The organism is Halomonas pelophila, assembly GCF_040196315.1.
Lineage (GTDB): Bacteria > Pseudomonadota > Gammaproteobacteria > Pseudomonadales > Halomonadaceae > Halomonas > Halomonas pelophila.
In genome coordinates, this window is sequence record NZ_JBEGCI010000004.1 from 25919 (window position 1) to 49345 (window position 23427).

Here is a 23427-nt window from a genome sequence, read left to right on the forward strand (position 1 = left end):
GCGGGGAGGCTGAAGCGCGAATGATAGGGTGCGAACCGTTTGCTCGCAACTGGAAGCGGACCCTCGCCAGCGCTGTCGGCGGCCCGTCGGGGCCCGGGCATCGGCGGTCGCGATGTCGGCGGACAACAGGCAAGGTCCTGGCGCGCGGAGGCGGAGTATCGCGGCGTTTTCTTAAGGGGGGCTTAAGGGCTTGCTCAAGAACCCCTCAAGAGCTTCTCAAGCGCCCCTCAGACGGTCTCGGGGACGCGTCAGGGACCGATGGCGCCATCGGCGGGTACTCGTCGGCGGTCAGCGTCTCGCGCTCGAGCAGCAGGGCGGCACCGGCCTCGAGGTCCTGGCGCCGCTCGGTCAGCGTCTGCCGGGCCAGGGTGTAGGCCTCGTCGACCAGCTGGCGCACCGAGAGGTCGATCTCCCGGGCGGTGGCCTCGGCGTAGTCGTGGGGCTGGCTGATGCCGTAGGTCTCCCCCAGGAAGGCCTGGCGATCCTTCTCGTAAACCACCTGGCCGGTCTCGTCGGCCATGCCGAAGCGGGTCGCCATGTCCCGGGCGATCTCGGTGACCTTGGCCAGGTCGTCGGCGGCGCCGGTGGAGACCTCCTCGAAGATCAGCTGCTCGGCGGCGCGGCCCCCCATCAGCACCGCCATGCGGTACTTCAGGTCGCTGACCGTCTGCAGGAAGCGGTCCTCGGTGGGGCGCTGGATGGTATAGCCCAGCGCGCCGACGCCGCGGGGGATGATCGAGACTTTGTGCACCGGATCCATGCCCGGCAGGGAGGCGGCCACCAGGGCATGGCCCATCTCGTGGTGGGCGACCACCGCGCGCTCGTGGGTATTGAGCAGCCGGCTCTTCTTCTCGAGGCCGGCGACGATGCGCTCGATGGCGTTGGTGAAGTCCGCCATGGCCACCGTCTCGCTGTCGCGGCGGGTGGCCAGCAGCGCCGCCTCGTTGACCAGGTTGGCGAGGTCGGCGCCGGTGAAGCCCGGCGTCAGCGAGGCGATGTGGTCGAGGTCGACGTCCGGGGCCAGGGCGTGGATCTTGCCGATATGCACGCGCAGGATCTGCAGCCGGCCGTTGCGCTCGGGGCGATCCACCAGCACCTGGCGGTCGAAGCGACCGGCGCGCAGCAGGGCCGGGTCGAGGATTTCCGGCCGGTTGGTGGCGGCGAGCAGCACGATGCCGGTGGAGGGATCGAAACCGTCGAGCTCCGAGAGCAGCTGGTTGAGCGTCTGCTCCTTCTCGTCCTGGCCGCCCATGGCGCCGGGCCCCCGGGCCCGGCCCAGGGCGTCGAGCTCGTCGATGAAGATGATGCAGGGCTTGGCCTTGCCGGCCTGCTCGAAGAGGTCGCGGACCCGAGCCGCGCCCACCCCGACGAACATCTCGACGAACTCCGAGCCGGAGATCGAGAAGAAGGGCACGCCGGCTTCGCCCGCCACGGCTCGGGCCAGCAGGGTCTTGCCGGTGCCGGGCGGGCCGACCAGCAGGATGCCCTTGGGAATATGCGCACCGAGCCTGCCGTAGCGCTCGGGGTCGCGCAGGAAGGCCACCACCTCCTGGAGCTCGTTCTTGGCCTCGTCCACCCCGGCGACATCCTCGAAGCTCACCCTGGTGGAGGTCTCCACGTAGACCTTGGCCTTGGACTTGCCGATCGACATCATCCCGCCGAGCCCGCCCCCGCCGGTCATGCGGCGGATCAGGAAGGACCAGATCACGAAAAGCAGCACCAGCGGCAGGAACCACGACAGCAGCACGGTCAGGAAGGGGCTCGTCGGGCGGCCGTCGAAGGTGATGTCGTATTGCGCCAGCCGCTCGGCCAGGCCGGGATCGACGCGGTTGGTGGTGAAGGCGGTCTGGCCGTCGGGCTGGGGGGAGGTGAAGGTGCCGGTGAGACGATCGTCGCCGACCTGCACCTCGGCGATGCGGCCCTCCTCCAGCAGTCGGGTGAACTCCGAGTAGGGAATGGGATCGGTGGTCTGCCAGTTGCGGTAGACGTTCTGGAAGGTCAGGAAGAGCATCACGGCGATCAGCACGTAAATCACGTTGAAGCGATGATTGGGTTCCATGCCGGTTCCTCGCAACGCGGCCTCGCCGATGCAGATGTCTCCTGCAGAGGGGTGGCCGAATGCCATCATGATGGCTTCCAGTGTAGGGCAGGCCGCGCCCCTTGAAATTGCCCCTTGAAATCGGCGCGTCTTCCCGCACCTAGTCAGGACCGGTGCGACAGGCCCGACATGCACCGCGCGCCAGCGATTCAGCGTGACACGCAGCGCGCGACACGAGGAGCAGAGCCCATGAGCACGACCCCGCTGCCCAATCCCGGCCTCGGCACCTTCCGCCTGAAGGGCGACACCCTCAAGCAGGTGATCCACGACGCCCTGGCGCTGGGCTATCGGCATATCGATACCGCCCAGATGTACGAGAACGAGCAGGACGTGGGCGCCGCCCTCGCCGAGAGCGAGGTGCCGCGCGAGTCGCTGTTCCTGACCACCAAGGTGTGGCACGACCGGCTCGAGCCCGACGCGCTGAAGGCCAGCGTGCGCGAGAGCCTGGAGAAGCTCGGCACCGACTACGTCGATCTGCTGCTGATCCACTGGCCCTCGCCGGAGGACGCGGTGCCCATGGCCGACTACCTGAACGCCCTGCGCGAGGTGCGAGAGGCCGGTCAGGCGCGCCATATCGGCGTCTCCAACTTCACCATTGCCCAGGTCGACCAGGCGCTGGAGATCCTCGGGCCGGAGTCCCTGCTGACCAACCAGGTCGAGATCCACCCCTTCCTGCACAATCGTGACCTGGTGGCGCACTGCCAGTCGCGCGGCCTGACGGTGACCGCCTTCATGCCGCTGGCCGTGGGCAAGGTGATGGAAGACGCCACCCTCGCGCGCATCGCCGAAGACCACGAGGCCACGCCGGCCCAGGTCGCCCTGGCCTGGATTCGCTCGCGCGGCGTGGTGAGCATTCCGTCTTCCACCAAGCGTGAGCACCTGGCGAGCAACCTGACCGCTTTCGATCTCACCCTGAGCGAGGAGGAGCTCGCGGCGATTGCCGCCCTGGATCGCGGCGAGCGGATCGCCGACCCCGACTTCGCCCCCGACTGGGACTGAGCCCGGCCGGCCCCCATCATTGAAGCGCACGCACCGGAACCAGACACGCTCGAACGAGACGGCCGGCTCATCGAAGGAGGGAACATGGCTTCCACCGTACTGATCACGGGCGCCAATCGTGGCGTCGGCCTGGCGCTGGCGCGCCACTACCACCGGTCGGGCTGGCAGGTGATCGGCGCCTGCCGCGCCGGCTCCGATGAACTCGCCGAGGTGGCCAGCCGGGTCATTGACGGCATCGACGTGACCGGCGAGGCGGATGTCGCGCGCCTCGCCGAGGCGCTCGCGGATCAGCCGCTGGATCTGCTGATCAACAACGCCGGGATGCTCCACGACGAGTCGCTGGGCGAGCTCGATTTCGACGCCATTCGCGCGCAGATGGAGATCAACGCCTATGCCCCGCTGCGGGTCACAGAGGCGCTGCTGCCGCGGCTTAACGAGGGCGCCAAGATTGCCAACATCACCAGCCGCATGGGCTCGATCGCCGACAACGACTCCGGCGGGCGCTACGGCTATCGAGCCTCGAAGGCCGCACAGAACGCCTTCGGCAAGTCGCTGGCGGTGGACCTGGCGCCCCGCGGCATCGCCGTGGCCCAGCTTCACCCCGGCTATGTGCAGACCCGCATGGTCAACTTCGGCGGCCTGATCAGCCCGGAGGAGGCCGCCGACGGCATCGCGGCGCGCATCGAGGCGCTGACGCTCGCGACCAGCGGCGGCTTCTGGCACAGCAACGGCGAGTCGCTCCCCTGGTAAAGCCCGGCCTGGTTAAGCCTGACCTGATGAGGTGCGTCCTGATCGAGTCGGCCGCTTGTTGAGGTGAGCCGTCCGGTGACCGTCCCGGATGAGGCGTCCGCGCCGGGGGCGGTCATCAGGCTCAGCGCCGCAGGTTGTCGATGGGCCCGCGCCCCAGCAGGCGCAGCAGGGTGGCCCGGCCCGCGCGCAGCCAGGGATAGAGCCGGGCGGTGCGGCGCGGGGAGGCGAAGATCCTGGCCATCAGGCGATTGAAGAGGCCGCTGCCGGTGCTCATCAGCGCCAGGCGGTGCAGGGCCTCGCTGCCGTGCACCCACTGCTCGCCGATGCGCAGCGCGAAGCCCTCGTCCAGGTCGATGCCGAGCTCACTCAGTTCGCGGCGGACGGCACTCTGCTCTCGCGCATCGACCAGTTCCAGCTCGCCGACATCGCGACGCAGCCGCTGCAGGCGCACGAACTGCCGGCACATCGGGCACTGGCCGTCATAGACCAGCGTCAGGGCGGGCCGAGACTTTTCCTGTCGCGTCATGCCAGCGCCTCGAGGGTGGCGATCTCCAGCCGGAAGTCCCCCTCACGGCGGTCGGCGATCAGGAAGCCGAACTGGCGAATATCCTGCGGCGCGAGCGGCGGGGCATCCTCCAGCCGCCGGCCGCGGAAGACCGCCTCGAAGTCGCCCCAGGAAAGATCGAGACTCTGCCACTCGCCCGTGGTGGTGAACCGGGCGCGATAGGCCGCGCCCTCGAAGAGGCGGTCGGTGCGCAGCCGCAGCTGGTAGGTGCGGCCATCGCCGCGCACCCGGAGACGAACCCCACGAGCGTCACCCAGGGCCGGGTCACCGGGCTCGCGGCGCACCGAGGCGAAGCCGCCGCCGTGGTCGAGCGACAGCCGCCCGGTGAAGACGCCGATGCCCGCGGCGAACTGCATCCCGCCCTGGGAGACGCCGCCCATCACGCCGTCGTTGATGGCACGCCAGCGGCCTGCCTCGTCGGTGTCCTGAAAATCGATGTGGAAATCGATCCCTGATGGCATGGAGCCTCCTCGCGGTAGCGGTGAACCAGAGTATCCTTCAGCACTGGACAGGATGACGCCCAGCGGGGGCGCTGGCCAGGTGCCCATGTCCGTCGGTGGGTAAGCCGGGTGGTGTGCACCCTCGGCGGCTAGACTGGTGACGTGTTGCCACCGCGTCGGCCGTCGGGGCTCGGGGATGCCGGGCGCCCGGTCACCGGCGCTGGCTTGCCCCAACCATTGCGAGGTCGGCATGTCGCCTTTGCTCACGCCCAGGGCCCCGTCGAGGGGCGGGCCCTCACGGCCGCGGCCCTCCCGCTGGCCCGCACCGCTCGCCCTCTGGCTGTGGGTATTCATGCTGGCGCCTGGGGTACCTGCCGTGTCGTCCACGTCGTCCGGCGATCCCTCGACCACGACCTTGCCCTCGGCGCCGGCACGGATCGTCCGGGAGCAGAGCGCCTGGCTGGCGCGTCGCACGGACTATCGCGAACCCGCCCTGCCGGGGGTGAAAGTCGAGAGCCAGGCGAGCCTGCAGCAACGCTGTTTCCCCGACTTTCCCGAACCTCTGGGCGTGCGGGTCAAGGGAGCCTACGACCCCAGAGACAGCATCATCTACCTGGACGTCGATCTCGATCTCGACGACCGCGTCGACCAGAGCTACCTGCTCCATGAGCTGGTGCATCACTTTCAGGTTCATCATGCCCGGCGCCAGGGTCAGGACGATGCCGGTATCCGACCTCGGGGACGCCTGGAGGGCGAGGCCTATCGCCTGCAGCTGCGCTGGCTCGAGGAGGCGGGGGTAGCGGACCCCCTGGCGGCCCTGGGCATCGACGAGAAGACCCTGCAGATCATCGAGCGCAGCCAGCGCTAGCCGGATCGCCAGGGCGCGAAGTCGGCCGTCAAGGGGTCTCGTCCTCCTCGACGAGCCGTGACAGCAGGGCGGGCTGACGAGGTAGAAGGCCGACCCTCAGGCCCAGGGGGCGAAAGACGCGGTCCATGCTGGCCATGGAGGCGTTGCCGGCGTCGCGTTCGATGTCGGACAGGGTCCGACGGCTGATGCCGACGAGCTCTGCGTAGGCACCCTGGGACATGCCCAGCACCTCGCGGCGCAGGTGGCGCAGCACCTGGCCCTCACTGAGCTCGCCGCGCAGTAACCGGCGCAGCTGCTCCAGCAGGGCGGCTTCCCGGGCCTCCGGGGTCAGGGTGTCGGTTTTCATGGTGCCAGTCCCCAGCGTTTGAGCCGTTGATCGAGATGGCCGAGCCCCACGGCCGGTCGAGTCAGGATCCCTTCCGGCACGCCGCGCGCCGCGAGCCGCTCGTCCAGGCCTTTCAAGCGGCTGGCGAGGGCCTCCAGCTCGGCCATCAGGCGATCCGGGTCGACCAGGACGCCGAGCGCCCGGGCGATGGCGGGCCAGTCGAAATCGCCGCCCTGTTCCAGCGGAGCGCCCCATTGGGTGGTGCGCGTCACGCCCTCCGGGTCGGCCTTCATGGGCGCGAAGTCATAGACCGGGGCGTGCCAGATGCCTTCGGGACGCTTGAGCAGGGCCGCGTTGCGCCCGTGGTTGTCGGAGTTGCCGAAGGCCACGTTCAGCAGGTCGCGCTTGACCCATTCGATCACGAACGACTCCCGGTCGAAGGCCTCGCCCAGCTCCCGGACCCGATGCTGGCGCTCGAGCAGGGCGACCAGTCGCTCCAGAACTGCCGGGTGGCGCAGGTGGGTGCCCGGCGCCACGCCGAGCAGGGCATAGACGGATTCCAGGCCGTAGCGACACAGCCGGCCGTCGCGCGCCTCGACGTCGAAGCGGGGCAGCCACAGCGAGGGATAGCGCTCGCCTTCGCTCAGCGCCAGGCCCTCGAGCGAGACGGTATCGATGCCCAGGTCGGCCAGCTCACGGTAGTAATGGTACTCGGCGCGCAGGATGTCGCAGTCGTCGACCCCGCGCTGGCCGCGGGGAAACTTGACCAGGAAGTGCGGGTCGAGGGTCGTCGGGTCGTCCTGCCAGGTGTCGATCCAGACCTCGTCGCCCGTCGTGCGACGCACAAGCAGCTTGGGCGCCTCGCCGCCGGCGCCGGTGGCCCCGCCGCTGGCGGCGCCCATCTGCTGGGCGTACTCCAGGAAGTCGGTATGCCGCTCGATGACATCGCTGAGCGGGAAGCGCAGCGCCTCCAGTGTGCTGCCTGGCGGGCGCGACGGCACGGCCTCGCGGATGCGCAGGTTGCCGACCGGCGCGATGGTGCCGCGCTGCAGCAGCTCGCTGTCCTGCTCGCCGGATGTCAGGTCCTGGATACCGAGGTGAGCGATCCAGTACCGGCGGCTCGCCCCGGCCGGCATGATGTCCTCGAGGAAGCCGAACCAGCGCTCGCCGTGGTGGCGCATCATCAGCTCGACCGGCAGGGTCAGGCTGCAGGCGTGCTCATCATCGCGGGACATCCAGGCCAGGGCATGCGCCTGCAGATAGCCCAGCCGGGCAGGGCCACGCGTGCCGCGCTCCGGATGCGGGAGTTCCAGTACGGCCGCATCGTGCCACTGTCCCTGGTGATGGATCTGAAGGGTCAACTGCATGGTGGGCCCTTGCATGGTGAAGTATTTGCGTCATGTGTTGCGCAATATATGGCACATAGTCTAGCGCAGGCGGTATTTCTTGCGCAGTAAATTACCCATATTTTGGCCGGCATGTCATTTTTAGGCAATATAGTGCTCATTAAGCGCGAACGCCCATCGGGGCGGCCCGCTGTGGTCATGCCGCCGCAGCCTGTGCCGGGTCTGAGCACCCGTTCCGCTGCCGGCCTGGGCGACGACCGGCGACAGACTCCGAGCCTGACGGTACAATCGTCGCACTCACGACACCGATAGACACCGACACGCGCCGGCCGGACCCGACCCCCGGCCGGATGTGCATCAATCAGCGACGAGACGCAATGTCCAACTCGACCCTCGCCCACGAAACCGGGCTGCGCCGCACCTTCGCGATCATCTCGCACCCCGACGCCGGCAAGACCACCATCACCGAGAAGATGCTGCTGTTCGGAAACGCCATCCAGCTGGCCGGTTCCGTCAAGAGCAAGCGCGACGACCGCCACGCCACCTCCGACTGGATGAAGATGGAGCAGGAGCGGGGCATCTCGGTGACCACCTCGGTGATGCAGTTCCCCTATGGCGGGCGCATCGTCAACCTGCTCGACACCCCGGGCCACGAGGACTTCTCCGAGGACACCTACCGCACCCTGACCGCGGTGGACTCGGCGCTGATGGTGATCGACGGCGCCAAGGGCGTCGAGGCGCGTACCATCAAGCTGATGGAGGTGTGTCGCCTGCGGACCACGCCGATCCTCACCTTCGTCAACAAGATGGACCGCGATATCCGCGATCCCGTCGAGGTGATGGACGAGGTCGAGGACGTGCTCAACATCCAGTGCGCGCCCATGACCTGGCCGATCGGCATGGGGCGCCACTTCCGGGGCGTCTACCACCTCTACAACGACACCATTCACCTTTATAAGCAGGGGCAGGGCAACCGCATCCCGGAAGATCGCCGCATCGAGGGGCTCGACAATCCCGAGGTGGACGAGGTGCTCGGCGAGGATCAGGCCGAGGAGTTGCGCATGGAGGTAGAGCTGGTGCGCGGGGCCTCCCACGCCTTCGATCTCGAGGCCTACCGCCGCGGCGAGCTGACGCCGGTCTACTTCGGTACCGCCATGGGCAACTTCGGGGTGCGCGAGATGCTCGACGGCTTCGTCGAGTACGCGCCGCCGCCCCAGCCGCGGGAGACCGATACCCGCACGGTGGAGGCCGACGACGGCCGCTTCACCGGCTTCGTCTTCAAGATCCAGGCGAACATGGACCCCAACCACCGCGACCGCATCGCCTTCCTGCGGGTCTGTTCGGGCAAGTACGAGAAGAACATGAAGATGCGCCACGTGCGTATCGGCAAGGACGTCAAGATCGCCGACGCCCTGACCTTCATGGCCTCGGACCGTTCCCAGGTGGAGGAGGCGTGGCCTGGCGATATCATCGGCCTGCACAACCACGGCACCATCCAGATCGGCGACACCTTCACCCAGGGCGAGGACATGCGCTTCACCGGCATCCCGCACTTCGCCCCGGAGCTGTTCAAGCGCGTGCGCCTCAAGGACCCGCTGAAGATGAAGGCGCTGCAGAAGGGCCTGCAGCAGCTCTCCGAGGAGGGTGCGACCCAGGTCTTCATGCCGATGGATAACAATGACCTGATCCTCGGCGCCGTGGGTACCCTGCAGTTCGACGTGGTCGCCCACCGCCTCAAGGAAGAGTACAAGGTCGATTGCGTCTACGAGGGGGTGAACGTCAACACCGCGCGCTGGATCTACTCCGACGATGCCAAGAAGCTCGAGGAGTTCAAGCGCAAGGCCAGCACCAACCTGGCCATCGACGGCGGCGGCTACCTGACCTATATCGCTCCGACCCGGGTCAACCTGCAGATGACCCAGGAGCGCTGGCCGGAGATCCGCTTCCAGCCGACAAGGGAGCACTGACTGCGCTAGTGCCAGTGCAGTCCCGGTCGGAGCTGATCCGGGGTCAGGCCTGCGAGGAGGCGCTGTGAACCCCTCCCTGGGCGCTACATTTGCCATCCATGGCAAATGACCTCCTCTTCGGCCTGTCCCCGGCGCCCCTCGCATTGAGCAAGGAAGCAGAGGTATCTTGCTCCTTGCTCCTTGCTCCTTGCTCCTTGTAGCTTGCCCCTATGCTGATCGACGCCCACTGCCACCTGGACTTCCCCGACTTCGATGCCGACCGCGAGGCGGTGATCGAGCGGGCCAGGGCGGTGGGCGTCGCGCGTTTCGTGGTGCCGGGGACGACCCGTGAGCACTGGGGGCGGGTGCTGGCGCTGGGGAAGCGCGAGGACGTCAGCGTCTGCCTGGGCCTGCATCCCTACTTCATGGCCGAGCATGCGCCGGACGATCTCGAGGCGCTGGCGCGGTGGTTGGACGCGCACCCGGAGGTCGTGGCGGTCGGGGAGTGCGGCATCGATGCGCGCTTCTCCGACAGCTGGGACGCCCAGTGGCGCTTGTTCGACGCCCAGCTGCGCCTGGCGAAGGAAAGGGCGCTGCCGGTGGTGATCCACTGCGTGCATGCCAACGACCGGGTCGCCAAGCGGCTGCGTCAGCTCGACCTGCCGGCGGGCGGGCTGATCCATGCCTTCGCCGGCTCGCCCGAGCAGGCGCGCGCCTTCCTCGATCTCGGTTTCACGCTGGGCCTCGGCGGGGCGACGACCTTCGATCGCGCCAGGCGTGTGCAGCGCGTCGTGGCCTCCCTGCCGGACGACGGCTACGTGCTGGAGACCGACAGCCCCGACATGCCGCTGGCCGGCCATCAGGGGGAGCGCAACGAGCCGGCGCGGGTCGCCGAGGTGTGCCGCACGGTGGCCGAACTTCGCGGCCAGCCGGAACGCGAGGTGGCGGCGGCCAGCACCGCCACGGCGCGTCGACTGTTCGGACTTCCCCTCTAGAAGGACCGCTCTCCTCGTCGGACGCTCCTAGCGAGCCGCCAGCGCCTCCGGATCCAGGCGCTCCACCGCGTAGGGCAACTTCAGCAGCTTGAGCTTCTGGCCGGCGCAGCGCAGGGGCAGCGCGGGCTCCTTGGTGCTCATCACCGCCAGCACCTCGGCCTCGCCGTAGGCATCCAGCTCGGCACCCAGCACCTCGCCGAGCCGCTTGTCGTTGGCGTCCTCGATGGCGCTGCCGGGCTCCGGCAGCAGGCCGCCATCGAGCTGGGCACGCACCAGGCGCTTCTTGACCTGGCCGCGGAAGTGAGCGCGGGCAACCACCTCCTGACCGGTATAGCAGCCCTTCTTGAAGCTGATGCCGCCCAGCGCCTCCCAGTTGATCATCTGCGGCAGGTAGGTATCGCGCTGCTCGGCGTCGAGCCAGGCGAGTCCGGCCTGGATGTCGTGCAGCCGCCAGACGGCGTTGTCGACCGGCGTGGCGTGCTCCTTGAGCCACGGCCACTCCGCTTCGACGCGCTCGGCCGGCAGGCACACCAGCAGGCGAGGGCGCGGCCCGGGGTGGGCCAGCAGCTGGACTGCCTCGTCGCCGGCCTGATGCCAGGGCCGGGGTGCCGCGGCATCGAAGCGCACCTCGGCAAGCGCCGGGGCCTCTCGGCCGATCAGACCGAGCAGGGCCAGGTCGTCGCGAACTCGCAGCTCGGCCTTGTAGAAGGCGGCGAATTTCGCCAGGTGCTCGGCCAGCGACGCCACCAGGCTCGCGTGCATCACCAGGCGGAAATGTGCCGGGGCGATGCGCATCAGCTGGGCGTTGGCCAGCACGCGTCCCTTGGGGGTGCAGAAGCAGGTCAGCGGGGCGAAGGCGCCGTCGGCCAGCGTCACCTGGGCGCTGGTCTGGCCCTGCAGGAAACGCTCGGCATCGGGGCCCTCGATATCGAGCACCCCGAGGTGGGCGAGCGGCGTCATCACCGTCGCCTCCAGGGCGACCCGGGGCGCCGCGGGCGTCTCGAACGTCACGCGATGGCCGGCCTCCTGCCGGCCGCCGGTGGCAGCGATCCAATCCTTCATCTGCGGGGCTCCTCGTGATTCGGTGTCGGGCGTGATGCTGCGCTAGATGCGGGCGACGGGGCGGCATTGCAAGCGCTGCCCGGTGCCTCGGTGGCGTGCTAGACTCGTGGCCTGCTCCCATTCACCTCTCATTCCTCTCAGGAGCCGACCATGGCCCAACAGTCGCTGAGCTTTCAGGGCGTCGAGAACGCCGACCAGGTCAACCGCATCACCACCGCCCTGATGATGCTCGACGGCGTCGACACTGTCGAGGTCGGCCGCCACGGCGCGGAAGTCGAGGGCAAGGCCCGCCGCGAGGCGCTGATCAAGGCGATCAAGGACCTCAAGCTCGGCATCGAGGTGAAGTGACCGGACGGCGACCCGATGTCGAGTCGGTGTTCGAGGGGATGTTCCAGGGAATGTGATCCGGAGGTGACATGAAGAAGACCATTGAAGTCGTCAGCGAGCGCAACCATATCCATCGTCAGCGGGTCGAGCTGGACGGTTTCGAGGATCTCTTCGTCGATGTGCCCGAGGCCTACGGCGGCGAGGGCAGCGCCCCGGATCCCCACGACTACTTCGATCTCTCCCTGGGCGCCTGCAAGGCGATCACCGCCATGATGTACGCGCGACGCAAGAAGTGGCCGCTCGAGGGCGTGAGCGTCACGGTCAATCGCGATGACAGCCAGGAGCGTCACGGGACCTATCGCCTAGACGTGGCGATGGCCTTCCACGGCATCGAGGAGGCCAAGCAGCGGGCGCGGCTCGAGGAGATCAGCCACAAGTGCCCGATCCACCGGCTGATGACCACCGCCACCGTGGAGGTCAACACCCGCCTCGTCGACCAGAGCCCCGCTATCGCTAGCCGCGCCGACGCCTGACCCCGCGCCCGGCGTCGTCTTCTTCCCGGGCGCCGTGATGGCGTCCGGTTCGCCATCGGAGCCGCCATGAGCAAGCCCTTTCGTCTGCAGTCCAAGTTCCAGCCGGCCGGTGACCAGCCCGCCGCCATCCAGGGCCTTATCGGCGGGCTCGACTCGGGGCTGGCCCACCAGACGCTGCTGGGTGTGACCGGCTCGGGCAAGACCTTCACCATGGCCAACGTGGTCGAGCGCCTGCAGCGCCCGACCATCGTGATGGCGCCCAACAAGACCCTGGCCGCGCAGCTCTACGGCGAGTTCAAGTCGTTCTTCCCCGACAACGCTGTCGAGTACTTCGTCTCCTACTACGACTACTACCAGCCCGAGGCCTACGTGCCGTCGTCGGACACCTTCATCGAGAAGGATGCCTCGATCAACGACCACATCGAGCAGATGCGCCTCTCCGCCACCAAGGCGCTGCTGGAGCGTCGCGACGCGATCATCGTGGTCTCGGTGTCGGCGATCTACGGCCTGGGCGATCCCGACCAGTACCTGAAGATGCGCCTGCACGTCACTCGCGGCGAGCAGATTGACCAGCGCGCCCTGCTGCGCCGCCTGGCGGAGCTGCAGTACACTCGCAACGACATGGACTTCAAGCGCGGCACCTATCGGGTGCGCGGCGACGTGATCGACATTTTCCCGGCCGATGCCGAGGACGAGGCGGTGCGCGTCGAGCTCTTCGACGACGAGATCGATACCATCAGCCTGTTCGACCCGCTCACCGGCGAGGTGCGGGGCAAGGTGCCGCGCATGACCATCTACCCCAAGTCGCACTACGTGACGCCGCGGGAGACCATCCTCGGCGCCATCGACGAGATCAAGGCCGAGCTGGTCACGCGCCTCGACCAGCTGCGCAAGCAGGATAAGCTGGTCGAGGCCCAGCGCCTGGAGCAGCGCACCCTCTACGACATCGAGATGATGCTGGAGCTGGGGTACTGCAACGGCATCGAGAACTACTCACGCTACCTCTCCGGGCGCGACCCCGGCGCGCCGCCGCCGACCTTCTTCGACTACCTGCCGGCCGATGCGCTGCTGTTCATCGACGAGTCCCACGTCAGCGTTCCCCAGGTGGGCGGCATGTACAAGGGCGACCGCTCGCGCAAGGAGACCCTGGTGGAGTACGGCTTCCGCCTGCCCTCGGCGCTCGATAACCGGCCGATGAAGTTCGAGGAGTGGGAGCGCATCTGCCCGCAGACGATCTTCGTCTCGGCCACGCCCGGCCCCTACGAGGCCGATCACGCCGGCCAGGTGGTCGAGCAGGTGGTACGGCCGACTGGGCTGCTCGACCCGGAGATCGAAGTGCGCCCGGCCACCACCCAGGTCGACGACCTGCTCTCGGAGATTCGCACGCGTACCGAGGTGGGGGAGCGGGTGCTCGTCACCACGTTGACCAAGCGCATGGCCGAGGACCTCACCGAGTACCTGGACGAGCACGACGTGCGGGTGCGCTACCTGCACTCCGACATCGACACCGTGGAGCGCGTGGAGATCATCCGCGACCTGCGCCTGGGCAAGTTCGATGTCCTGGTGGGCATCAACCTGCTCCGCGAGGGCCTCGATATTCCCGAGGTCTCGCTGGTGGCGATCCTCGATGCCGACAAGGAGGGTTTCCTGCGCAACGAGCGCTCGCTGATCCAGACCATGGGCCGCGCGGCGCGTAACGCCCACGGCAAGGCGATCCTCTACGGCGACCGGGTCACCGACTCCATGCGTCGCGCCATGGAGGAGACCGAGCGGCGTCGTGCCAAGCAGGTCGCCCACAACGAGGCCCACGGCATCACCCCGACCACGGTCACGCGCTCGGTCGCCGACATCATGGAGGCCGCCCAGGCCCCGGGCAGGAAGGGCAAGGGGCGCCGCGGCGAGCGCAAGGTCGCCGAGCGCGAGGCGGTCTACGATCCCGCCGAGCTGTCGCCCCAAGAGCTGCTCAAGGAGGTCTCCCGGGTCGAGGATGGCATGCACGAGGCGGCGCAGAACCTGGAGTTCGAGGAGGCCGCCCGGCTGCGCGATCGCCTGCACGCGCTCAAGGAGCGTCAGCTGATGCTGGGTTCCGCCTGATACGCTCGAGGCTTTCCCGGTGACCGAGGCCTCTCCATGACCCTTGTCGAGGTTTCCGCATGCCTGAAGGTCCCGAGATTCGCCGCGCCGCCGACCGCGTGCATCGCCAGCTCGCCGGCCGGCGTCTCGACGATGCCTGGTTCGCCTTTCCCGAGCTCGCGAGGCAGGCCGCCTCGCTGATTGGCCGCGAAGTGAACGCCGTGGACAGCTGGGGCAAGGCGCTGCTGACTCGCTTCGATGACGGCCGCGTGCTCTATTCCCACAACCAGCTCTACGGCGTCTGGAAGCTGCACGATGCCGAGCGCGAGCCGGACACCGGCCGCTCGTTGCGAGTGCGCCTGGTGGCTGAGGGGAGGGCGGCGAGCCTCTACAGCGCCTCGGACGTCTCGCTATGGGACGAGGAGAAGCTCGACGAGCACCCGTTCCTGTCGCGTCTCGGCCCGGACCTGCTGACCCATGGGGTGACGGTGGAGCAGGCCATGGCGCGCCTTCTCGAGCCGCGCTTTCGCCGCCGTGGGCTGGGCGGGCTGCTGCTCGATCAGGCGCTGTTCGCCGGCATCGGCAACTACCTGCGCTCAGAGATCCTGTTCTTCGCCGGGCTCCATCACCGTACACGCCCCCAATCCCTCGAGGAGGAGGGGCTGTCGCGCCTGGCGCAGTGCATCCTCTCGGTGACGCGTCAGGCCTACGACGAGGCCGGGGTGACCAATCGTCCCGACTGGGCATCCGCCGATCGTGCACTAGGCGCCTCTCGGCGTCGCTGGCGCTTCGCCGTCTTCGAGCGTGACGGCCTGCCGTGTCACGCCTGCGGGGCCGCTATCGTTCGCACCAGCGTCTCCTCGCGGCGTCTCTACTCCTGTCCTGACTGCCAGTCAGAGCCTCGTTAATTACCATGTTTATACCGTTATCTGTCTTCGGCAACATCTCTAGACTGAGACCTTTGGCGAGAATGTCGACAAGGACGAGGGTAGGGTATAATGCCCGCCGTTCAGGCCCACCGAGGCGCCGTCTTCCCGGCGCGTAGGCGGGCATGCCGACAATGCCGAGGAGCTCCTTGCCCATGACCGTGATTCGCCAGGACGATCTGATCCAGAGCGTCGCCGATGCCCTGCAGTACATCTCCTATTACCATCCGAAGGACTTCATCGACGCCATGGCCGCGGCCTACGAGCGTGAGGAGAACCCGGCGGCCAAGGATGCGATCGCCCAGATCCTGATCAACTCGCGGATGTGTGCCTTTGGCAAGCGCCCGATCTGCCAGGACACCGGGATCGTCACGGTCTTCGTGCATGTCGGCATGAACGTGCGCTTCGAGGCCGACATGAGCCTCGACGACATGATCAACGAGGGCGTGCGTCGCGCCTATCAACTACCGGACAACGTGCTGCGCGCCTCGGTGCTGGCCGATCCGGACGGCAAGCGCGCCAACACCAAGGACAACACCCCGGCGGTGATCCACCACAAGCTGGTGCCCGGCGACACCGTCGAGGTGCACGTGGCGGCCAAGGGCGGCGGCAGCGAGGCCAAGTCCAAGTTCGCCATGCTCAATCCCTCCGACAACGTGGTCGACTGGGTCATGGAGCAGCTGCCCAAGATGGGCGCTGGCTGGTGCCCGCCGGGCATGCTGGGCATCGGCATCGGCGGCACCGCCGAGAAGGCCATGCAGATCGCCAAGGAGGCGCTGCTCGATCCCATCGACATCCAGGACCTGCAGGCGCGCGGCCCCGCCAACCGCGCCGAGGAGCTGCGCCTGGAGCTGTTCGACAAGGTCAACAAGAGCGGCATCGGCGCCCAGGGGCTGGGCGGGCTGACCACGGTGCTCGACATCAAGGTCAAGGACTATCCGACCCACGCCGCCAACAAGCCGGTGGCGATCATTCCCAACTGTGCCGCCACCCGTCATGCCCACTTCACGCTGGACGGTTCCGGCGCCGCCACGCTGCCCGCGCCAAAGCTCGAGGACTGGCCGGAGATCACCCGCGAGGCGGGCGACAACGTCAAGCGCGTCGATCTGGACAGCGTGACGCCGGAGGAGGTCAAGACCTGGCAGCCCGGCGACACGCTGCTGCTCAACGGCAAGCTGCTCACCGGCCGCGACGCCGCCCACAAGCGCATGGTCGACATGATCGGCAAGGGCGAACCCCTGCCCGTCGACATGCAGGGCCGCTTCATCTACTACGTGGGCCCGGTGGATCCGGTGCGCGACGAGGTGGTCGGACCGGCCGGCCCGACCACCGCCACGCGCATGGACAAGTTCACCCGCACCATGCTGGAGAAGACCGGCCTGCTGGGCATGGTCGGCAAGGCCGAGCGGGGCGAGGCGGCCATCGAGGCGATCCGCGACAACCAGGCGGTCTACCTGATGGCGGTGGGCGGCTCCGCCTACCTGGTCGCCCAGGCGATCAAGCAGGCCCGCGTGGTGGGCTTCGAGGACCTCGGCATGGAAGCGATCTACGAGTTCGAGGTCGAGGACATGCCGGTGACCGTGGCGGTCGATAGCCAGGGCACCTCCGTGCATCAGACCGGGCCCGCCAAGTGGAAGGAGATCATCGCCGAACGGGCCTGATACGCCGGCAACGTTCGCGGCAAATATCTCGAACGAACGATGCCAGCCACAGGTCGTAGCGGGGGTCCCACGCCATGGGTGAGGAGGATCCCTCCGAACGGGCTGGCCATGGATGGCCAGCACCGGTCCTGCAAGCGAAGCAGGATGCGAGAGCGCCGCAGGGCGTCGGTAGCGCCCAAGGAAGGGTTCACAGCGCCCCCGCGCAGGCCTGTGGCAGGCGCCATATGCCGTGGCGTGATCATGAGCAACGTACTGCGGCCCCGCCATCTGGTGGGGCCGTCGTCGTTGGGGGTATGCTGGGAGGGTAGGCAACAGGACATTGTGTTTTCGGACGGCCACGCCGTCGTCCCACGGAACGGGGATCCGACCATGACCTCCTGGCTGATCGGCCTGGCAATCTTCCTGACGTACGTGCTGGGCATTCTCTCGGCCGTGCTGGCCCTGATGTCGTCGCGCACCTCTCAGGGCGCCATCGCCTGGATCATCTCGCTTCTGACCATGCCCTATCTGGCGGTGCCGGCTTACTGGATCTTCGGCCGCCCGCGCTTCTACGGCTATGTGCTGGCTCGGGGCGAGCGCGACAGCGTGCTGCGCCGCCAGCTGCACCGCTATCGGGATCGCTTCGCCCCCTATCTCTCTTCCAGCAGCAATGCCGACATCCGCGCGGTGGAGCAGCTCGCCCTGATGCCGCTCACCCGGGGCAACCGGGCCGAGCTGCTGGTCGACGGCGAAGCCACCTTCGAGAGCCTGTTCGCCGGCATCGAGGCCGCCGAGGAGTATATCCTCATCCAGTTCTTCATCGTGCGCGATGACGCCCTGGGGCTCGAACTCAAGCATCGCCTGCAGCGCGCCGCCGAGAGGGGAGTGCGGGTGTGCTTCCTGTTTGATGAGATCGGCTCCCACAGCCTCCCCGAGCGTTACCTGCGCGACCTGCGCCTGGCCGGCGTGGAGGTGAGCGCCTTTCGCTCCTCGCGGGGTATCAAGCATCGCTTCCAGCTCAACTTCCGCAACCACCGCAAGGTGCTGGTGGTGGACGGTCGCGAGGGCTGGATCGGCGGCTTCAACGTCGGCACGGAATACCTGGGCCAGAACCCGCGTCTCGGCCACTGGCGCGACACCCACCTGAAGCTCAGCGGCCCCAGCGTGCTGGGCCTCCAGGAGGCCTTCTGGGAGGACTGGCACTGGGCCACTGGCGAGATGATCTCGCTCACCTGGACCCCTGTGCCCTATGCGGCCGACAGTCAGGACGACGAGCAGAGCGAGAGCCAGAGCGTGGTGATTGTGCCCTCGGGCCCGGCCGACCACCTTGAGACGGCGAGCCTGCTGGTGCAGCACGCGATCCACAGCGCCCATGAGCGGCTGTGGGTGACCAGCCCCTACTTCGTGCCCGACCAGGGGGTGCAGGACGCCCTGCGCCTGGCGGCAATGCGCGGGGTCGACGTGAGGATCATGATGCCCGAGCGTCCCGATCACCTGCTGGTGTTCCTCTCGGCGTTCTCCTTCCTGCCCGACATGCTGCGCGCCGGGGTCAAGGTCTTCCGCTACCAGCCGGGCTTCTTGCACCAGAAGGTGATGCTGATCGACGATGTCGCCGCCAGCGTCGGCACGGTGAACCTCGACAACCGCTCCTTCCGGCTCAACTTCGAGATCACCGCGGTGGTGCCCGATCGGCGCTTCGCCGCCGAGGTGCACCAGATGCTCGAGCGCGACTTCAGCGACTGCCGTCGCGTCACGCTGGAGGAGCTGACTCGTCGCCCGCTGTGGCGCAAGCTGCTCTCCCGGGCGGCCTATCTGCTCTCGCCGATCCAGTGATGCGGCTTGGGTCGCGCTCCCGGCTGGGGTACATTAGCGGGCTTCAAAAGCTCCCCGCCGGGGGGCAGGCATTTCGATATCCTGGGGAGTCCTGGTGAACCTCGAGACCAAATGGCTGGAAGACTTCGTCGCCCTGGCCAGCACGCGCAGCTTCTCGGGCTCGGCCCGTCAGCGGCACGTCACCCAGCCGGCCTTCAGTCGCCGTATCCGCTCCCTTGAGCAGGCGGTGGGGGTGACCCTGGTCGACCGCTCCACCACGCCGGTGGACCTCACTCCCGAAGGGCAGCTGTTCCTGGTCACCGCCCGCAACATCGTCGAGCAGCTCAACGAGAGCCTCGGCCACCTGCGCGGCCTGGCCATGGCCAACGAGGCGCTGGACATCGTCGCCGCCCACTCGCTGGCCCTGAGTTTCTATCCGCAGTGGATCTCCCGCCTGCAGCAGGGCCTCGGTGAACTGCCCACCCGGCTGGTCGCCATGAACGTGGGCGATGCGATCCACGTGCTGCGCGAGGGCAACTGCGACCTGATGCTGGCCTACTACGATCCCTACGCCAGCATGCAGCTGGATGCCGAGGTCTTTCCCTCCTTCTCCATCGGCCAGGTGAAGATGCTGCCCGTCTGCCTGCCCGACGAGCAGGGCACGCCGCGCTTCACCCTCGAGGGCCAGGAATCGATTCCCTACCTGGCCTATACCCAGGGCGCCTTCCTCGGGCGCAGCGTGCGCATGCTGCTCAAGAACGACCCGGTCCGCATGCGCCTGCGCACCGTCTACGAAACCGCCATGGCCGAGGGCCTCAAGGGCATGGTGATGCAGGGCATGGGCATGGCCTGGATTCCCGACTTCTGCATTCGCCAGGAGCTCAAGGACGGCCGCCTGGTGCGCGCCGGTGGCGAACAGTGGGACGTGCCGCTGGAGATTCGTCTCTACCGCTGCTCGCTGGTGCATAAGCCCGGCGTCGAGAAGCTGTGGCGGCAGATGATGAAGTTGCCCCGGGATTTCCTTCAGGCCTGAAAAAGGTGTGATTTCCTGCTGCGCTCCATATGTCGGCCACCGGCAGTGCCGAAGCGTCGGACCGTCCCTATCCTCATGTAGCAGGCTACACTCCGGTCGTTGCGCTGCGGCGGTGGCCGGACTCGGCGTCCCCACCTACTCTTCGCTCGCTTCGAAAATCCCGACCTTTTGGACACGCCGACAACTGTCAGCGCCCACCGAAGTCCGCCGGCAGACCCAGGAAGTCCTGGATGATGAAGAAGTGATCCTCGAACAGGCTCTCGGGATCGAGGTCGGCGAGCGGCACCCAGCGGGCGTGGTCGCCGCCCTTGACCGGCTTGAGCTGGGGCAGCTGCTGCTCGGGGCGCAGCGCGAAGTAGAAGGCCTCGGCCAGGGTCCGGCCGCGCCAGCTGCGGTGGGGCTCGTCGAAGAGCCGCTGGCCGCGTAGCGAGCCCTTGAGTACCGCCTCCGGCACCTTCAATCGCACCCGCTCCCTGAGCTCCCTCAGGCAGGCGTCCATCAGCCGCTCATGAGGGCTGATGAAGCCGCCGGGCAGCGCATAGAGCCCCTTGCCCGGGGCGGCGGTGCGCCTCACCAGCAGCACATGGCCGGACTGCACCACCACGGCGTTGACGGTGACGAAGATGGGCGGGTAGGGGGCCTGGGCCCAGGCCTGGCGATACTGATCCAGCAGGTGCTGCTCCTCGACCAGCTGGCCGTAGGTCGACTCCTCGAGGAAGGTGCGGATCCGCGCCACCACGCCGGGGGGCAGGTCGTGGGTCGCGTGGGTGCTCAGGTAGTCCTCCGCCGACGCCGCCGAGCGGAACAGCCGGTCGCGAATGCGGCTGGCCGAGATACCCTCCACCAGCGGCACGCTCACCGACTCCCACTGGGGAAACAGCGCCAGGTAGTAGCTCGACTGGCCGCGACTGGCTCCGATCAGGCCGATGCGCGGCAGTCGGGCGTGCTCGGGGCTGGCGATGTCGCGCACCTTGCGCTGCACGTCGCGCACCCAGACGTCGTTGTTGTAGAGGGCGTCGAGCAGCGGCACAACCTTCAGGCGAGCATTCTCCTCCTCCTCGAAGGCGCTGCGCAGCATGCGCAGCCGCTCCTCGTAGCGCCAGGGATTGCGCAGCGAGCGCGCCTGCCAGGCGGAGCCCACCAGCACGATGACCTGACGCGCCTGGCGCAGCGCCTCGCGAATCACCGCCAGGTGCCCCAGGTGGGGCGGCTGGAAGCGGCCGATGAACACCAGACAGTCGAATTCGGCAGCGCTGTCGTCCGGTCGTGCGGTCATGAAGGCTCCTGGCGGAGAGAGGAGGAAGGAGTGAGGCGGGGCCATTATGGTCAGCCCCGCGTATCGCTGCAATCGCCCCGCGCCTCGGCGAGGCGGTGTCCATTCGGGTATGCTGAAACAAAAGACACAAGCGCGGGGAACCCAGTGATCAAGCCAAACGTGACGCGCATCCCGCAGGCGGTGCGGTTCTGGTGGAATGTGGTGCAGGACGCTGTGAGGCTCTGGCTGGAGCGCAACGCCTTCAGCTACGCCGGGTCGCTGGCCTTCTACACCCTCTTTTCCCTGGCCCCGACGATGATCATCGCGGTCACGGTGATCGGCGTGGTGCTCGGCGAGGAGGCCGCCCAGGGCCAGATCGTCGCCCAGCTGCAGAGCACCATGGGCCATGACGCCGCCGCCGCCATCGAGCAGGCGGTGGCCCAGTCGAGGATTCAGGAGTCCGGCCTGCTGCCGACGCTGCTCGGCGTCGGGGCGCTGCTGGTCGGTGCGACCACCGTCTTCGCCCAGATGCAGTTCTCGCTGAACACGCTGTGGGGCGTCACGGCGCGCCCCAGCAGCAACAGCGCGCTCAAGTTCATCCAGAATCGTCTGCTGTCGCTGGCCGTGGTGCTGGCCATCGGCTTCATCCTGCTGGTCTCGCTGGTCCTCGGCGTGGCGGTGCGCGCCGTGCTCCAGGCGGGGGACGACCTCTTGCCCTATGTGGGCATGCTGACCAGCGCCGCCGAGTTCCTGGTGTCGCTGGCGGTGATCGCCGCGCTCTTCGCCACCATCTTCAAGGTACTGCCGGACGTGGTGCTGCGCTGGCAGGACGTGCTGGTCGGCGCCGTGGTCACCGCGGTGCTGTTCGCCATCGGCCGCTGGGGCATCGCCATCTACCTGGCCTACACGGCCACGGCCTCCACCTACGGCGCGGCGGGCTCGGTGGTGATGATCCTGCTATGGGTCTATTACAGCTCGCTGATCCTGCTGTTCGGGGCCGCCTTCACCAAGTGCCACCTGCTGGCCCGAGGCCAGAGCGTGGTGCCGCGCAATTCCGCGGTGCTGGTGCGCCATGAGCTGCTCGAGCGACACGATCTCGTCGAGTCCTGACGGCGCCGATACGAGCACTTGTTAAGAGCACTGATAAAGAACATCGATAAAGTACACCGAGACGGACGAACAGGAGACAAACGCAGAAGGCCGGCAATCGCCGGCCTTCTGCGTTGGGCCACGTGCTGGCCCCCGTGCTGGTGCGTTCCTCGAGACTCAGTCGGCGGGGCGGAAGCGTTCCCGGGCCAGGTCGTCGGCGACGATGGCCGGACTCTGTCCCTCGCGCTCGGCCCGCGCGAAGATCTCGTCGAGGGTCGTGCCGATGCCCTCGATGTGAGCCATGACAGCCTCGCGGGCATAGTCGTCGCGCCGCTGCCAGGCGATCTCGATCACCCCGCCGGCGTTGGCCACATAGTCCGGGGTGTAGAGGATGCCGCGGGCCTGCAGGCGCTTTGCCATCTCGGGGGTGGCGAGCTGGTTGTTGGCGGCGCCGCAGACCACCGTCGCCTGCAAGCGCTCGACCACCTCGGCGGAGAGGGCGGCGCCCAGGGCACAGGGGGCGAAGACATCGACCTCGGCTTCGGCGACCGCCTCCGGCGCCACGGTCTCGGCGCCGAGCTCCTCGGCGAGATGGGCGAGCGCGGCGCTGTCGACGTCGGTCAGCACCAGCCGGGCACCCGCCGCGTGCAGGTGGCGGGCCAGGTGGGCGCCGACGTGACCGACACCCTGCACGGCGACGCGCAGGCCGGTCAGGTCGTCACGCCCCAGGCGATGGCGCACGGCGCTTTTCAGCGCGCAGTAAACGCCCCAGGCCGTGAAGGGCGAGGGATCGCCGGAGGCCTGCCCATGACGGGGCAGACCGCCCACATGCTCGGTGGCCTCGGCAATCAGGCGCATGTCGTCCTCGCCGGAGCCCGAGTCCTCGGCGGTGATGTAGGCGCCGCCCAGGGAGTCGACCAGGCGACCCATGGCACGCAGCAGCTCGGGCGTCTTGTGCCGGCGAGGATCGGCGATGATCACCGCCTTGCCGCCGCCCAGCGGAAGATCGGCCAGCGCCGACTTGTAGGTCATGCCGCGGGAGAGGCGCAGCACGTCGGTGAGGGCCTCGGCGTCGCTGGCATAGGGGAAGATGCGCAGGCCGCCCAGGGCGGGACCGCGGGTGGTGTCGTGGATGGCGATGATGGCGCGCAGGCCGCTCGCCTCGTCGCTGCCGAAGACGATCTGCTGGTGGTGATCGAACTCGGGGTGGTCGAAGACCGGCATGACGGTACTCCCTCGTGAGGATGATTGTTGTGGTGATGTCTGCCCGGGTAGGGCGATCCTCGGCCGCGGTCGGCTTGTGGCCGTGAAGCGCCCGGGGATACCGCTAAGCCTAGGGCATCGG

The 23427-nt window shown here is 68.0% G+C and carries 21 protein-coding genes; 13 read left to right on the plus strand and 8 right to left on the minus strand.

The window, feature by feature from the left end; all coding sequences use genetic code 11:
• Positions 1-205 precede the first annotated feature (205 nt).
• Positions 206-2059, minus strand: a complete 1854-nt coding sequence (ftsH, locus tag ABE957_RS05105; RefSeq protein ID WP_349757603.1) for an ATP-dependent zinc metalloprotease FtsH — start codon at positions 2057-2059, stop codon at positions 206-208.
• A 228-nt stretch (positions 2060-2287) separates the two neighbouring features.
• Here ftsH and dkgB point away from each other — a divergent pair, with 228 nt between their 5' ends.
• Positions 2288-3097 (plus strand): 2,5-didehydrogluconate reductase DkgB, encoded by an 810-nt coding sequence (gene dkgB, locus ABE957_RS05110; RefSeq protein WP_349757604.1) that lies wholly within the window; start codon positions 2288-2290, stop codon positions 3095-3097.
• 84 nt (positions 3098-3181) lie between these two features.
• On the plus strand, positions 3182-3847 hold the full coding sequence (locus ABE957_RS05115; RefSeq protein ID WP_349757605.1) for an SDR family oxidoreductase: 666 nt from the start codon (positions 3182-3184) through the stop codon (positions 3845-3847).
• Positions 3848-3968: 121 nt separating this feature from the next.
• On the opposite strand, the gene ABE957_RS05120 is transcribed toward ABE957_RS05115, so the two are convergent.
• On the minus strand, positions 3969-4373 hold the full coding sequence (locus ABE957_RS05120) for a DCC1-like thiol-disulfide oxidoreductase family protein (RefSeq protein WP_349757606.1): 405 nt from the start codon (positions 4371-4373) through the stop codon (positions 3969-3971).
• Positions 4370-4873: a CIA30 family protein gene (locus ABE957_RS05125; protein ID WP_349757607.1), complete on the minus strand. Its 504-nt coding sequence runs from the start codon at positions 4871-4873 to the stop codon at positions 4370-4372. Before ABE957_RS05125 ends, ABE957_RS05120 begins: the two co-directional genes overlap by 4 nt.
• A gap of 355 nt (positions 4874-5228) precedes the next feature.
• Here ABE957_RS05125 and ABE957_RS05130 point away from each other — a divergent pair, with 355 nt between their 5' ends.
• Positions 5229-5720: a DUF6647 family protein gene (locus ABE957_RS05130; protein ID WP_349757608.1), complete on the plus strand. Its 492-nt coding sequence runs from the start codon at positions 5229-5231 to the stop codon at positions 5718-5720.
• A 28-nt stretch (positions 5721-5748) separates the two neighbouring features.
• Here the strand turns inward: ABE957_RS05130 and ABE957_RS05135 are convergent, their stop codons facing one another.
• Both ABE957_RS05135 and ABE957_RS05140 read right to left on the minus strand, forming a co-directional pair.
• Positions 5749-6066, minus strand: coding sequence for a helix-turn-helix transcriptional regulator (locus ABE957_RS05135; protein ID WP_349757609.1), 318 nt, complete (start codon positions 6064-6066; stop codon positions 5749-5751).
• Complete coding sequence (locus ABE957_RS05140; RefSeq protein WP_349757610.1) at positions 6063-7412, minus strand: type II toxin-antitoxin system HipA family toxin; 1350 nt, start codon at positions 7410-7412, stop codon at positions 6063-6065. Before ABE957_RS05140 ends, ABE957_RS05135 begins: the two co-directional genes overlap by 4 nt.
• A 356-nt stretch (positions 7413-7768) precedes the next feature.
• On the opposite strand from ABE957_RS05140, the gene ABE957_RS05145 reads away from it, so the two are divergent.
• Positions 7769-9358: a peptide chain release factor 3 gene (locus tag ABE957_RS05145; protein WP_349757611.1), complete on the plus strand. Its 1590-nt coding sequence runs from the start codon at positions 7769-7771 to the stop codon at positions 9356-9358.
• 209 nt (positions 9359-9567) lie between these two features.
• On the plus strand, positions 9568-10332 hold the full coding sequence (locus tag ABE957_RS05150; protein WP_349757612.1) for a TatD family hydrolase: 765 nt from the start codon (positions 9568-9570) through the stop codon (positions 10330-10332).
• A 27-nt stretch (positions 10333-10359) separates the two neighbouring features.
• Here ABE957_RS05150 and ygfZ read toward each other — a convergent pair whose 3' ends face one another.
• Positions 10360-11394 carry a CAF17-like 4Fe-4S cluster assembly/insertion protein YgfZ gene (gene ygfZ, locus ABE957_RS05155; RefSeq protein WP_349757613.1) on the minus strand — a complete coding sequence of 345 codons (1035 nt, stop codon included), beginning with the start codon at positions 11392-11394 and terminating at the stop codon, positions 10360-10362.
• Between the two features lie 150 nt (positions 11395-11544).
• Between ygfZ and ABE957_RS05160 the strand changes: the two genes are divergently transcribed.
• The 7 genes from ABE957_RS05160 to ABE957_RS05190 all read left to right on the plus strand — a co-directional run bounded on the left by ABE957_RS05160 (position 11545) and on the right by ABE957_RS05190 (position 19738).
• Positions 11545-11742 (plus strand): hypothetical protein, encoded by a 198-nt coding sequence (locus ABE957_RS05160; protein ID WP_349757614.1) that lies wholly within the window; start codon positions 11545-11547, stop codon positions 11740-11742.
• 68 nt (positions 11743-11810) lie between these two features.
• The gene (locus tag ABE957_RS05165) at positions 11811-12254 is read left to right on the plus strand and encodes an OsmC family protein (protein WP_349757615.1); all 444 of its coding nucleotides are present in this window, start codon (positions 11811-11813) and stop codon (positions 12252-12254) included.
• Between the two features lie 66 nt (positions 12255-12320).
• Positions 12321-14348 carry an excinuclease ABC subunit UvrB gene (gene uvrB / locus ABE957_RS05170; RefSeq protein ID WP_349757616.1) on the plus strand — a complete coding sequence of 676 codons (2028 nt, stop codon included), beginning with the start codon at positions 12321-12323 and terminating at the stop codon, positions 14346-14348.
• A 59-nt stretch (positions 14349-14407) separates the two neighbouring features.
• Positions 14408-15235: an endonuclease VIII gene (gene nei, locus ABE957_RS05175; protein WP_349757617.1), complete on the plus strand. Its 828-nt coding sequence runs from the start codon at positions 14408-14410 to the stop codon at positions 15233-15235.
• Between the two features lie 173 nt (positions 15236-15408).
• Positions 15409-16914, plus strand: coding sequence for a fumarate hydratase (locus ABE957_RS05180; protein WP_349757618.1), 1506 nt, complete (start codon positions 15409-15411; stop codon positions 16912-16914).
• 369 nt (positions 16915-17283) lie between these two features.
• Entirely contained in the window at positions 17284-18726 is a 1443-nt protein-coding gene (gene cls / locus ABE957_RS05185; protein ID WP_349757619.1) for a cardiolipin synthase, read from the plus strand.
• Between the two features lie 94 nt (positions 18727-18820).
• Positions 18821-19738, plus strand: a complete 918-nt coding sequence (locus tag ABE957_RS05190) for a LysR substrate-binding domain-containing protein (protein WP_349757620.1) — start codon at positions 18821-18823, stop codon at positions 19736-19738.
• 187 nt (positions 19739-19925) lie between these two features.
• On the opposite strand, the gene ABE957_RS05195 is transcribed toward ABE957_RS05190, so the two are convergent.
• Complete coding sequence (locus ABE957_RS05195) at positions 19926-21014, minus strand: bifunctional nicotinamide-nucleotide adenylyltransferase/Nudix hydroxylase (protein ID WP_349757621.1); 1089 nt, start codon at positions 21012-21014, stop codon at positions 19926-19928.
• Between the two features lie 144 nt (positions 21015-21158).
• Between ABE957_RS05195 and ABE957_RS05200 the strand changes: the two genes are divergently transcribed.
• The gene (locus ABE957_RS05200) at positions 21159-22103 is read left to right on the plus strand and encodes a YihY/virulence factor BrkB family protein (RefSeq protein ID WP_349757622.1); all 945 of its coding nucleotides are present in this window, start codon (positions 21159-21161) and stop codon (positions 22101-22103) included.
• 156 nt (positions 22104-22259) lie between these two features.
• Here the strand turns inward: ABE957_RS05200 and ABE957_RS05205 are convergent, their stop codons facing one another.
• Positions 22260-23306: a Glu/Leu/Phe/Val family dehydrogenase gene (locus tag ABE957_RS05205; RefSeq protein ID WP_349757623.1), complete on the minus strand. Its 1047-nt coding sequence runs from the start codon at positions 23304-23306 to the stop codon at positions 22260-22262.
• Between the last annotated feature and the right edge of the window lie 121 nt (positions 23307-23427).